The organism is Radicibacter daui, assembly GCA_030657355.1.
GTDB classification, from domain to species: Bacteria; Pseudomonadota; Alphaproteobacteria; order Radicibacterales; family Radicibacteraceae; genus Radicibacter; species Radicibacter daui.
Map to the genome: position 1 here is coordinate 2,794,958 of CP131056.1, position 11,898 is coordinate 2,806,855.

At 64.4% G+C, this 11,898-nt stretch carries 9 protein-coding genes and 2 tRNA genes; 6 read left to right on the forward strand and 5 right to left on the reverse strand.

Features of this window, described 5'->3' with window-relative positions:
- Positions 1-107 precede the first annotated feature (107 nt).
- Positions 108-182: transfer RNA gene (locus QTL98_RS13235), tRNA-Thr, on the reverse strand.
- Between the two features lie 57 nt (positions 183-239).
- Positions 240-314 (reverse strand) — tRNA-Thr (locus QTL98_RS13240).
- Positions 315-664: 350 nt separating this feature from the next.
- Here QTL98_RS13240 and QTL98_RS13245 point away from each other — a divergent pair.
- From QTL98_RS13245 to QTL98_RS13270, 6 genes are all read left to right on the forward strand, one after another.
- On the forward strand, positions 665-1,315 hold the full coding sequence (locus QTL98_RS13245) for a hypothetical protein (RefSeq protein WP_445678938.1): 651 nt from the start codon (positions 665-667) through the stop codon (positions 1,313-1,315).
- A gap of 175 nt (positions 1,316-1,490) precedes the next feature.
- On the forward strand, positions 1,491-2,240 hold the full coding sequence (locus QTL98_RS13250; RefSeq protein WP_445678939.1) for an SDR family NAD(P)-dependent oxidoreductase: 750 nt from the start codon (positions 1,491-1,493) through the stop codon (positions 2,238-2,240).
- Between the two features lie 73 nt (positions 2,241-2,313).
- Positions 2,314-4,044, forward strand: coding sequence for a thiol reductant ABC exporter subunit CydD (gene cydD / locus QTL98_RS13255; RefSeq protein ID WP_445678940.1), 1,731 nt, complete (start codon positions 2,314-2,316; stop codon positions 4,042-4,044).
- Complete coding sequence (gene cydC, locus QTL98_RS13260) at positions 4,041-5,804, forward strand: thiol reductant ABC exporter subunit CydC (RefSeq protein WP_445678941.1); 1,764 nt, start codon at positions 4,041-4,043, stop codon at positions 5,802-5,804. Before cydD ends, cydC begins: the two co-directional genes overlap by 4 nt.
- Positions 5,801-6,292, forward strand: a complete 492-nt coding sequence (locus QTL98_RS13265) for a YbaN family protein (protein WP_445678942.1) — start codon at positions 5,801-5,803, stop codon at positions 6,290-6,292. The genes cydC and QTL98_RS13265 overlap by 4 nt, the downstream gene beginning before the upstream one ends.
- Before the next feature lie 106 nt (positions 6,293-6,398).
- Complete coding sequence (locus QTL98_RS13270) at positions 6,399-7,799, forward strand: tetratricopeptide repeat protein (RefSeq protein ID WP_445678943.1); 1,401 nt, start codon at positions 6,399-6,401, stop codon at positions 7,797-7,799.
- Between the two features lie 19 nt (positions 7,800-7,818).
- Here the strand turns inward: QTL98_RS13270 and QTL98_RS13275 are convergent, their stop codons facing one another.
- The 3 genes from QTL98_RS13275 to QTL98_RS13285 form a co-directional block, all read right to left on the reverse strand.
- On the reverse strand, positions 7,819-8,949 hold the full coding sequence (locus tag QTL98_RS13275; RefSeq protein WP_445678944.1) for a glycoside hydrolase family 88/105 protein: 1,131 nt from the start codon (positions 8,947-8,949) through the stop codon (positions 7,819-7,821).
- Positions 8,946-10,511 carry a polygalacturonase PglA gene (gene pglA / locus QTL98_RS13280; RefSeq protein WP_445678945.1) on the reverse strand — a complete coding sequence of 522 codons (1,566 nt, stop codon included), beginning with the start codon at positions 10,509-10,511 and terminating at the stop codon, positions 8,946-8,948. Before pglA ends, QTL98_RS13275 begins: the two co-directional genes overlap by 4 nt.
- 63 nt (positions 10,512-10,574) lie before the next feature.
- On the reverse strand, positions 10,575-11,846 hold the full coding sequence (locus QTL98_RS13285) for an ABC transporter substrate-binding protein (protein ID WP_445678946.1): 1,272 nt from the start codon (positions 11,844-11,846) through the stop codon (positions 10,575-10,577).
- Between the last annotated feature and the right edge of the window lie 52 nt (positions 11,847-11,898).

Consider the following 11,898-nt stretch of genomic DNA (forward strand, 5'->3'; position numbering starts at 1 on the left):
GTCAGGCCGGGATGCCGGCAGGCCCTTCGCGGCCTGCCGGCAACGGACCAACGACAAAATCCCGCCGGTCAGGCAGGGCGATTTCACTTTTTTCGAATTCCGGAAGCTGGTGCTGCCGCAGAGATTTGAACTCTGGACCTCTCCCTTACCAAGGGAGTGCTCTACCCCTGAGCTACGGCAGCGCTCTTATGTCGGCCCCCATTAGGAAACCACGCCGCAGGCCTGCAAATCCGGAACGCTGGTGCTGCCGCAGGGAATTGAACCCTGGACCTCTCCCTTACCAAGGGAGTGCTCTACCCCTGAGCTACGGCAGCAGCCGGATGCGCCTTGCGGCGGGCCGACGGTCAAAGCACGTCGGCGGCGCGGTTTCTGCCATAGCCCCACGGGGGGTGCAAGAGTTTTGAGCCAAGAAATTTCAAGCCCCGCATCAATGCCCGCCTGTCGCCCTCTGAAATCATCGTTTCTGCCCCTGCCCCCGGTGCAAAAAGGGCTCGGCCATGGCGCCGATCCGTGAAGATGGTTAGGCTCCCAAAAGTTGTGCGGAGCACTGCACCGCCGGGATCGGGCCGAAGGCTTCGGGGAGACGGAAATGGGGAAATCGCAGGAAAAAGAACGGGAAGAAAGAGCCGAAAAGGCGGAAACCGCGATCAGGAAAATCAAGGTCGTGCTCAAGCAGCACAAACGCCCGCCGCTCGACAAACGCAAGAAACTGGACCGCATCAAGGACATCCTGAAACGGGTGCCGGACAGGAAACAGAAAATCCTCGAGATCAAGGAAACCCGTAACGCGCTTGCCGAGCTGGACGAGTTGCTGGCCTTTGCCGCCGAATGCGACAAGGACGAGTGGGAGGATGTGCCGGAAGTACGCACCAAGCCGCCGAAGCTCGGCTCGAAGATGAGCCTGGGTCGCGACCGTATCTTCAACGGCAGCCGCAGCTCTGTCAGCTGGTACAAGGATACCCGCGCCAGGATCATCAAGAAGAATGCGCGCCAGCATAAAGGCAAGATCGTCTGCGAGGATTGCAATTCCGTACTGGAGCTCAAAGAAGCCCAGATTGACCACATCAAGGACTGGGCCCGCTATCAGAACAATGCCGACCTCATCTATTTCTGCTTCGACGGCTGGCATTTTTCCGGTCAGCTGCTGGACGACATCCGGGCCGTCTACAATGATGAAGATAACCTTCAGGTGCTGTGCGATTCCTGCAATCCCAGCAAGAGCGGCAAAAAGGGTGACGACCTGAACGGCCCTCAGCCCATGTACGCCTGCCCCTATGGCGGCAGCGATGAATGCGATTGGGACAAGGTTGAATAACAAGAGGCTTTGGGACCTTTCGTCCACCCGGCACCTCGTGCCCGGGGCAGACAAAAGCGGCGGGAGCGCGTAAGGAGATAACAACCATTCTCAAATCCGCGCATGAAGGCGGTTTCCGGCCGGCAATTCCGCCTGGCCGTAACCTCGCCCGAGCCCGGCAGGACCTGATGAGACCATGAACACGAGCACCGAAAACGAAGGCAAGACCCTGATCCTGACCGGTGCCAGCCGCGGCATCGGCCATGCGACGGCCAAGCGCTTCATGAGCGCGGGCTGGCGGGTGATCACCGTCTCGCGCATGGCCTTTTCCGAAAACTGCCCGTGGATCGGCGGGGAAGAGAATCACGTCCAGCTGGATCTGGCGGACCTTGCCTCGGTGGAAGCCGGCATTGCCGCGCTCAAAAGCCGCCTCAAGGACGGCAAGCTGCATGCCCTCGTCAACAACGCCGGCATCTCGCCCAAGCTGCCGGGCGGCAAGCGCATGGGCTCGCTGGAAACACCGTTCGAAGACTGGCAGAAGGTTTTCAACGTCAATTTCTTCGGCCCCATCCTGCTGGCGCGCGGGCTCAAGGACGAACTGACGGCTGCGGGCGGCGCCGTCGTCAATGTCACCTCCATTGCCGGCGGGCGGGTGCATCCCTTTGCCGGTGCGGCCTATGCCACCTCCAAGGCGGCGCTGGCGGCACTGACCCGTGAGATGGCCGCCGATTTCGGCCCGCTGGGCGTACGCGTCAACGCCATCGCCCCCGGCGAAATCCAGACGGCCATCCTCTCGCCGGGCACGGAAAAGCTGGTGGATCAGATACCGCTGCGGCGCCTTGGCCGCACCGAAGAGGTGGCTGCGACAATTTACTTTCTCTGTTCGCCACAAGCTTCCTATGTCACCGGCTCAGAGATCCATATCAATGGCGGGCAGCACGTCTGATACCAGTATGAGCGCCTCACGCCCCTGAGAAGGGGCCTGGGGCCGACCCCAGCAGGACAGATCAAGCCGACCGATGAATAATCCGCAGGCCGCCACCGCCGCCATGACCGCCGCCGAGCGGCGCCACGCCCGCAACTGGCTCAAGCAGACCGGCAAACCGGCCCAGGGCTGGAGCCGCCTTGCCATTCTGGCCGGCTTTACCCAGGGCCTGCTGGTGATCGCCCAGTGCTGGCTGATTGCCCATCTGCTGCACGCCATCGCCATCGATCATGCCGGCCTCCCTGCCCTCGCCCGCCCTTTTGCCCTGCTGCTGGTGATCTTTGCCGGGCGGGCGGTGATGGCCTGGGGGTATGAGGCAGCCGGCATGCGCGCGGCGCTGACGGTCAAAACCAGCCTGCGTGACCGTCTCTATGGCCATCTGCAAGCGCTGGGGCCGGGGCTTGCCACCCGGCGCCATTCCGGTGCCCTCGCCACCGCGCTCATCGAGCAGGTGGAGGCGCTGGAAGGTTATTTTGCCCGTTACCAGCCGCAGGCCATGCTGGCCGGGCTCATTCCGCTGGCCTGCCTTGTCGCCGTCTTTCCGGTCGACTGGGTGGCCGGATCCATCCTGCTGTTCTGCGCCCCGCTGGTGCCGCTTTTCATGGCGCTGGTGGGTATGAAGGCCGCCGATGCCAGCCAAGACCAGTTCCGCGTGCTGGCGCGCATGGGCGGCTATTTCCTCGACCGGCTGCAGGGCCTCACCACTCTGCGCCTCTTCGGCCGCGCCGAAGCCGAACTTGGCACCATCCGCGAGATTTCCGACGAGTTTCGCCGCCGCACTATGGCGGTGCTGCGCCTCGCCTTTCTCTCCTCCGCGGTGCTGGAGTTCTTCGCGTCCCTCTCTATCGCGCTGGTCGCGGTTTATGTCGGATTCTCGCTGCTCGGCACCATCCAGCTCAATATCGGCCAGCCGCGCATGGTGCTGTCCGCCGGCCTTTTCGTGCTGCTGCTGGCGCCAGAGTTTTACCTGCCGCTGAGGCGGCTTGCCGCGCATTACCACGACCGCGCTGCCGCGCTTGCCGCCGCGCAGGAACTCTCCGCGCTGCTCGATATCCCGGCCCCCGCTCTCACCGGCATCGCCCCGCTCCCCGCACCGCAGAAGATCAGCATCGAGTTCAGTGCCGTGCGCGTGGCTTACAAAGGGGGCCGCCGGCCGGCGCTGGAAGGGCTGAGCTTTACCGTCAGCCCCGGCGAGACGCTGGCGCTGGTGGGGGCCAGCGGCGCCGGCAAATCCACGGCGCTCTCGCTGCTGATGGGTTTTGCCGAAGCTTCCAGCGGCACCGTTACCGTCAATAGCGTGCCGCTCGGCGAGCTTGATATTGCGGACCTGCGCCGCCACACCGCCTGGATCGGCCAGCGCGCCCATCTTTTCCACGGCACCATTGCCGATAATATCCGCCTCGGCCGGCCGGATGCCGACGAGGCAGCGCTGCGCCGGGCGGCAGCGGATGCGCATGTGCTGGATTTTGCCGCCGACCTGCCGCTGGGGCTCGACACGCCGGTGGGCGAACGCGGCACCGGCCTTTCCGGCGGGCAGATCCAGCGTGTGGCCCTTGCGCGCGCTTTCCTCAAAAACGCGCCGCTGCTGCTGATGGACGAACCGACCAGCGGGCTCGATGCCGATAGCGAGGCGCTGGTGCTGGCCGCCATCCGCCGCCTCAAGGCCGGGCGCACCGTCATCATCGCCACCCACAGCCCGGCGGTGATGGCCGTGTGCGACAGGGTGCTGGAGATTGCCGATGGCCGCGCACGGGAGGCGGCATGATGTTGAAGCTTCTCGCCAAACCCGGCCTGCTGCGTGATCTCGGCCCGTTCCTGAAGCCGCTCGGTCGCTACAAGCTGTGGCTTGCCGCCGGCTTCCTGCTGTCGCTGGCCACGCTCGCCGGTTCGGTGGGGCTGCTGGCGCTTTCCGGCTGGTTTATCACCGCCACCGCCATTGCCGGCGCAGCTGCCGGCGCCGCTCTCACCTTCGATTTCTTTTCCCCCGGGGCCAGCATTCGCGGGTTCGCCATCCTGCGCACCGCCGCGCGGTATGGCGAGCGGGTGGTGACGCATGAGGCGACCTTCCGCCTGCTGGCCGATCTCCGGCTCTGGCTCTTCAGCAAGGCCATTCCCCTCGCCCCCGCCCGCCTTGGCGGCTTCCGGGCGGGTGACCTGCTGAGCCGCCTGACGGCAGACATCGACGCGCTCGACGGGCTTTATCTGCGCGTTCTCGCCCCCACCGGCATCTTTGCCGTCGCCACCCTTATCGGCTGCCTGCTGATGGCACTGGTAAGCCCCGTCATCGCCCTTGTCGCGTTCATCGGCCTCATCGCCTGCGGCATCGTGCTGCCGCCGCTCTTCGCCATGGCAGGCCGCAAGCCGGGCGAGCGGATGACCCGCACCATGGCAAGCTTGCGCGAAAGCGCCGTTGAAGGGGTGCAGGGCGTGGCGGAGCTGGCGGCCTATGGCGCGGCAAACCGGCAGCGGGCGGAACTGGCCGCCGCCAGTGACACCCTCGCCCGCCAGCAACAGCGCATGGCGCACCTGACCGGCCTTGGCGCTGCCCTCACCGGCCTTGCCGGCAATCTGGCGCTGTGGGCAGCGCTGTTCATCGGCGCGGCAGCCGTGAGCGCCGGCACGCTTGCCCCGGCCATGCTGGCCCTGCTCGCCTTCGGGCTGATGGCGCTGTTTGAAGCAGCAGCGCCGATGCCGCTTGCCTTCCAGATGCTGGGCAAGATGCGCTCTGCCGCCCGCCGCCTCACCGCGCTCGCGAACCTCACCCCCGCCACCAGCGCGCCGGCAAAACCGCTGCCCCTGCCGGCCGGCAACCGGCTGGTTTTCAGCGGCGTCAGCTTCACCCATACCGGCGCGGCGCGCCCGGCGCTCGACAGCATCGATCTGGTGCTGGAACCGGGCCAGCGCCTCGCCCTCATTGGCCCCAGCGGCGCCGGCAAATCCACCCTCGGCGACCTCGCCCTGCGGTTTCGTGATCCCGATGCCGGCGCGGTCACCCTCGGCGGCACAGACCTGCGCCAGCTCGACCCGGATGCGGTGCTGACGCGTTTTGCCGTCGTTAGCCAGCGCACCCAGCTTTTCGCCGCCACCCTGCGGGAGAACCTGGCGCTCGCCAGACCGGACGCGAGCGACGACGAGCTCTGGCAAGCCCTTGCCGATGCCCAGCTGGAAGAGTGGGTGCGCGCCCTGCCGCAGGGGCTCGATACCGTGCTGGGTGAAGGGGAAAGCGGCCTTTCCGGCGGGCAGGCAAGGCGCCTCGCCGTCGCACGCGCCCTGCTGAAAAACGCGCCGATCCTCATCCTTGACGAGCCCACCACCGGGCTCGATGCCGATACCGAAGCCCGCCTTTCCGCCGCGCTCGACCGGCTGATGGCCGGCCGCAGCGTGCTCCACATCACCCACCAGCTCGCCCGGCTGGAGACGATGGATGAGATCGTGGTGCTGAAAGACGGCCACATCGCCGAACGCGGCTGCCATGCCGAGCTGATGGCGGCGGGCGGCCACTATGCAAGGCTGAAAGCAGCATGAGCGGCGATACCCCGGATAACCGCGACAGCGGGGAAGAAACCACCGCGCCCGCTCCGGCGGCGGCGACAGAAGAGTCCAACCTATCGGAAGCGCCGGCCCTGCGCCTCGCCCGCGGCCGCTCCGCCCGCATCGCCTATGCCGCGCTGGGTGTCTTCTGCGTCGGGCTCGGCATTGTCGGTGTCATCGTGCCCGGCATGCCGACGACGGTCTTCCTGATCATTGCGCTATGGGCCTTCAGCCGCTCGTCGGAGCGCCTGCACCACTGGCTCTACGACCATCCGCGTTTCGGCAAGGCGCTGCGCAACTGGCAGCAACACCGCATCATCCCCCGCCGCGCCAAGATCGCCGCCACGGCGACAATGGCTCTCAGCCTCGTCATCCTCTGGCTGACAACCCGGAATGGGTGGCTGGAGCTGGGTGTGGGCGTCATCCTCGTTGCGGTGGCGCTGTGGCTGGTGACGCGGGCGGAGCGGCCGCCTGTGTCATAGCAAGCGGGCCAACCCTTTTTGATTGACTATAGTGATGAACGATGCTCGCAATAGACGAGCGTCATTCTCAAAAAGATCCCTCTCCCTGAACAGAGGCATCTTCATTATGTCGATCAAGGCACTTGTCCTTGCAGTTCTGTGGGTCTGTCTGGTGCTGTCCGGCCCTGTTGCATGGACCTATTCGCAGTCCGGCCGCATTTTCCTCGCTCACGCTTACATGAACGGTTGGGTCGTTCCCCAGGATTACGAAAAGGCAGCCGACCTGTATCGCCGCCCGTCCAACGAGGGCGTCCCGGTGGCGCAGAACAATCTCGGGGTTCTTTATCAGACGGGACGCGGCGTTCGACAGAATTTGTCGATGGCCGCCTACCTGTATCAGCAGGCCGCGAAGAAGGATTACCCGGAGGCAATCAACAATCTGGGTTTCCTGTACAGCGAGGGCCTGGGGATCAACAAGGACAGCGAAAAAGCCATCGAACTGTTCCGGAAAGCTGCAGACTTAGGGTATCCGCTCGCCCTCTCCAACCTTGGCAAAATGTATCAGGCCGGAGAAGGCGTTACGAAGGATCCGTCGCAGGCCGCTTCCCTTTACCGAACGGCAGCAAACCTCGGCATTGCTGCTGCCCAAAACAATCTCGGGACCCTCTATCAAACCGGCGATGGGCTTTCGAAGGACGAAAGAATTGCTCTCGACTGGTATCGGAAGGCGGCAGATCAAGGGTATGCGGAAGCCCAGTTCAATCTTGGCTTTATGTATCAGCACGGGCTTGGCAGTCCGAAAAATGATGCGCTGGCGCTTGAATGGTTCGGCAAGGCCGCGGTTCAAGGGCTTGAGAAGGCACGCTACAATCTCGGACTGATTTATCAGACGGGCGCGGGAGTCGCGGTCAACAATCAGAAAGCCATCGACTGGTACCGACCTCTGGCCGAAAACGGGCATGCCGGAGCGCAAAACAATCTCGGAGTTTTATATCAATCGGGGTTGGGAGTTCCCAAAGACGAAAAAGAGGCTGCTGCTTGGTATCGCAGGGCAGCTGAGCAGGGATATGCCGCAGCACAAAACAACCTCGGCGCTCTGTATCAATTCGGCCTCGGAGTTCTCAAGGATGAAAAAGAGGCCACGGCTTGGTATCGCAAGGCAGCTGAGCAGGGATATGCCACCGCGCAAAGTAATCTGGGCGCTATGTATTACAATGGTACCGGTCTCGAGAAGGACAGCAGGCTCGCCCTCGATCTTTTTCGCAGAGCCGCAGAGCAGGACAATGGCAACGGACAGCTAAATCTGGCGGTTATGTATCTCAGAGGTGAGGGCGTCGAGCAGGACGTAATTGTCGCGCATTGCCTGCTAGAACTGGCGTCTAGGAATGGCATTGCCAAAGCCGATGCGCCCCTTAAGCAACTTGAAAAGCAGCTCACGTCGGACGAAATCGAAAAAGCCAGATCAATATGTGCTCACTGGAAGCCGGGTTCTCCTCTGCCGCTAAGCAGTAAAACCAAAGCCTCCTGACTCTTGGGCTGGCTGATCTCTATCTCTGCGAAAGCAGCCCCTCAGCCCACGCCATCATCAATGGTCCGACGCCCTTTGCGTCATCCTCCACCACCGGCTCGGTGAGGTAATAACCGGGGGAGCCGTCGCGGTAGGGGCCGGAGAGCGCGCCGAGGCCGGCGACGAGGCATATGCCCGTGAAGTGGGTCTCGCCTTCTGTTGTGATCAGGCGGGCTGACGTCAGGGCATCAAGGGCGTGGCGGCCGGCCTTGGCGGCCTGATCGGCAAGGGCCGGCTCGACAAGGCCGAGACGGCCGGCGCGTTGCAGGGCGTAGGCGAACATGGCCGAGGCCGAGCTTTCTTCGTAATTGCCGGGCAGTTGCGGCACATCCATCACCTGCAGCCAGAGGCCGGAAGGCTGCTGGTGGGTGAGGATAGCGCCCAGCATGGTGGCAAGACGCGTACGTAGCGTCTGGGTCGTCGTGTCTTCCGGCAGCAGCGCCAGCACATCGACCAGCGCCATGGCAAGCCAGCCCATGGCGCGGGCCCAGACGGCGGCGGAGCGGCCGGTTTCGGGGTCCGCCCAGCGCTGCTGGCAACTATCGTCATAACCATGGCGATAGAGGCCGCCGCCGGCCTCCGTCAGTGCCAGCGCACGGGAGAATTGCCGGAGCGCATCGTCGACAAGGCCGGCATTGCCGCTGGCGAGCGCATATTCCACCTGAAAGGGCAGCGCCATATAAAGCCCGTCCAGCCAGACCTGATGCGGATACCGCTTCTTGTGCCAGTAGTTGCCGGAAGTGATGCGGGGATGGCGGGTCAGCTGATCCAGCAACCGGTCCGCAGCCTTGCGATAGCGCGCCTCCCCGGTCAGCCGGGCGAGCGGCAGCAGCACCCGGCCGGCCAGAATATTGTCGATGTTGAACTCGTCCGGATCGTACCCCGCAAGCTCGCCTTCCGGCCCCACCTGCGCCCCGGCAAGGCGCGTCAGATGGCCAAGCCAGCGCTGGTCCCCGCTCGCCTCGAACAGCAGCAGCAGGCCGCGATAGATGCAGCCATCCTCGTAGCACCAGGCTCCGCCCTTGTAAGGCCGGTAGGCTTGGCAGAAGGCGTCGAACCAGGCTTCCGGCCTCGCTGCTGCTGCCGATGCGGGGTTTACCGACAAAGTCATCTTGTCTCTTCCGTCAGGGAAAGGCTGATCGCGCCCGGCGAAAGCAGGCTTTCATCATCGATGTCGATCTGGGCCTGCTCGGCCAACACACCTTCATGGCGCAGCGCGCGCACATGGTCGGCCATCACCGGCGTGGCGGGCGTGGCGGCAGGGTCCAGGGAAAACACCCGCAGGCGGCGGATGCGGATATTGCGCAGAGGCGCCTCGGCAAGGCCGAGAAATGCGCCGGCAGCGTGGGCAAGGCCGTGGAGGTCGACATCCTCGACCGTGATACCGTCAATCACCGGCGTGCCTTCGTCCACCGGCGCCGGCGCACGGGACTGCACCCATTCCGCATGGCCATCGGCATCGCAATGATAATGGGCATTGGCGGAAAGCGCCGTCAGCACGCCCTCCATGAGCACCCGGCGCATGGTGATGTTGGTGATGGCACCGCCCCGGCCACGCCGGGTCTTGAGACGAAGCCCCCGGTCGGTGCCCTGCATCTCGCAATCCTCAACGGTCACGTTATGCACGCCGCCGGACATCTCCGACCCGATGACGAGCCCGCCATGGCCGCGCTCCATCAGGCAGTGGCGCACGGCAACGGCCCGTGTCTCGCGCAGATGATCCGCCTCTCCCTTCGGTCCACGTTTGCCGGCCTTGATGGCGATGCAATCGTCCCCGACGGAAAAGCGGATGCCCTCCATCGTTACATCCCGGCAGCCCTCGGGATCGAACCCGTCGGTATTGGGGCTGTCATGTGGGGCCTCGATGGCAAGGCCTGCCGCCACCAGCCGGTCGCAGCCTTGCGGGTGCAGCGTCCAGGACGGGGCGTTGCGCAACGTAAAGCCCAGCAGCGTGGTGTCGCGACAGCCGATCAGATGCAGGCCGCGCGGCCGGCGGGCGCCTTCCCGGGTTTCCTTGGGCCAGGACCACCAGTCCCCCTGACGGCCGGATCCGTCGATGGTCCCCCGCCCCTCAATCACCAGCCCTTCCGTGCCGATGGCATGCAGCGGCGCGGCAAAACAGGCAGCCGGCAGCCCTTCCCAGCTGCCGAGCATTTGCCCGGCGGCATCACGCGCCGGCAGGATGGGCCAGCCGGTGCGATTGGCGGGCGCACGCAGCAGCGCTCCCTCGGCCAGATGCAGTGTCATATGGCTGCGAAGGGCCAGCGGCATGGCCGTCCACACCCCGGCCCCGAGATAAAGCGTGCCGCCCTGCGGGACTGTGGCGAGCGCCCTTGCAAGAGCCTGCGCATTGGCGCGGGCACCTTCCGCATCCTCCAGTGCCACATCGGCGATGAGGCCAAAATCCTCAGCCCGCACCAGACCGGCGCAGGGACGCGTCTTGAACCCAAAAGGCAAAAACCCGTCCACCTCCAGCCTGTAGGCGGTATCCGGCACCAGCCCCCCAAACAGGGTAACGGCCCGGGTCGCCGTGCCTTCGCAGCCGGTGCCCTGGCCTTCCAGCGGCGACAGGCGCCAGCCGACTGGCTTCGGCAGCGTGAAATACGCACCGGGCACAGGCAGCCTCACGGCCGCGATCCGGGCGGAGATCGCAACGGGATGAAGAAAGGTCATGTTCAGGTCTCAAAATTCCCCGGCGACCCTGCCTTTAGGGGCAAGGCCGCCGGGGCAGTTACGTCAGTCGAACTTGGCAAGCACGTCATTCACGCTGTCGATGATCTGCCCGGCCGCGTCCTTCGCATCCAGCTGGCCATAGGCAAACTGCTCCAGCGTATCGAGGAAGGCACCGCGCGCTTCCGGGTTTTCATTGAAGGGCGAAACGGTCGGGCCGCTGGCCCCCATGACGATGGCATTGGCAACGCCCACCTTGGAGGTGTCCTGCCCCAGCCGGGCCGTTGCCGCCTTGGAAGACGGGATACCGCGGGTGGTGCCGAGCGCATCGATACCTTCCGGCTCGTTGAGCAGGCAGTTCAGCACCTGCGCGGCCGCTTCCGGATTCTGGGAATGTTTGGAGATCGAGAAGACCATCGAGGGCTTGCGGTAGACGCCATCGGTCACCGCGCCGGGCACCCGCAGCATCTCGACGGGCTCCAGCACTTCGCCTTCCTTCAGCGGCTTGGCGTATTTGTCGTAGGTGCTGTCCCACTCATAAGAACCGGCAATGTGGCCGTCGGCCCAATCCGGCTTTTCAAACAGGTTCACGTTGCCGGCGGCCGCATCTTCCTTCATCGAGTGGATGGCGCCGGCATCGACCAGCTTCTGATAAAAGCTGATGCCGTCGGCCAGCTCATCCACCGTCCAGGCCACGCGGTTGGTCTTGGGGTCGACCAGATCCTTGCCGGTCTTCTGCACCACCACGAGGGTGATGAGCAGCTGCGCCGTCTCCTTCACCGCGTTGAAGGTGTAGTAATCCTTGCCCAGCTTTTCCTTCAGCACCTTGGTGGCGGCAAAAAAACCGTCCCAGCTTTCCGGCACCGGAATGCCCGCCTTCTTGAAGGTGGTGGTGTTGAAGAAGAACACGCGGCCGCTGGTGGAGACGGGTATGCCCTGCAGCACACCATTCATCTCACCCGAGGCAAGCTCGGCCTGGGTCCAGTTGGAAAGATCAAGGCCCTTCAGCTTGCTGAGATCGGCAAACCCGTCGCCCTTGCGGGAGAAAAGCGGCAGCCAGGGCCAGTTGACCTGCATGATGTCCGCTTCGGTGCCGCCGGCCATCTGGGTGGTCAGCTTTTCAAGATAACCATCAAAGCCGGTAAACTCGGCCTTGATGGTGTGGCCATATTTATCGCCGCAGGCCTTGAGCGCCTTTTGCGTGGCGACATGGCGGCTGTCACCGCCCCACCAGGACATGCGCAGGTCGGCCGCGTGAGCGCCGGAGGTCGCCAGAGCACCCACAAGGGCGCTGCCGGCAAGGAGTTTGGCGAAGAGGCCGGTGGTTGAAAGTTTCATGGGTTCGTTTCTCCCTGTTTTCCCGGTTTTGGTGCGGGTTCTGGTTTTGTGA

Coding starts and splice junctions, on each gene's coding strand:
- QTL98_RS13250 (WP_445678939.1), top strand. CDS start 1,491: ATGAACACGAGCACCGAAAACGAAGGCAAGACCCTGATCCTGACCGGT.
- cydD (WP_445678940.1), top strand. CDS start 2,314: ATGAATAATCCGCAGGCCGCCACCGCCGCCATGACCGCCGCCGAGCGG.
- cydC (WP_445678941.1), top strand. CDS start 4,041: ATGATGTTGAAGCTTCTCGCCAAACCCGGCCTGCTGCGTGATCTCGGC.
- QTL98_RS13265 (WP_445678942.1), top strand. CDS start 5,801: ATGAGCGGCGATACCCCGGATAACCGCGACAGCGGGGAAGAAACCACC.
- QTL98_RS13270 (WP_445678943.1), top strand. CDS start 6,399: ATGTCGATCAAGGCACTTGTCCTTGCAGTTCTGTGGGTCTGTCTGGTG.
- QTL98_RS13275 (WP_445678944.1), bottom strand. CDS start 8,949: ATGACTTTGTCGGTAAACCCCGCATCGGCAGCAGCAGCGAGGCCGGAA.
- pglA (WP_445678945.1), bottom strand. CDS start 10,511: ATGACCTTTCTTCATCCCGTTGCGATCTCCGCCCGGATCGCGGCCGTG.
- QTL98_RS13285 (WP_445678946.1), bottom strand. CDS start 11,846: ATGAAACTTTCAACCACCGGCCTCTTCGCCAAACTCCTTGCCGGCAGC.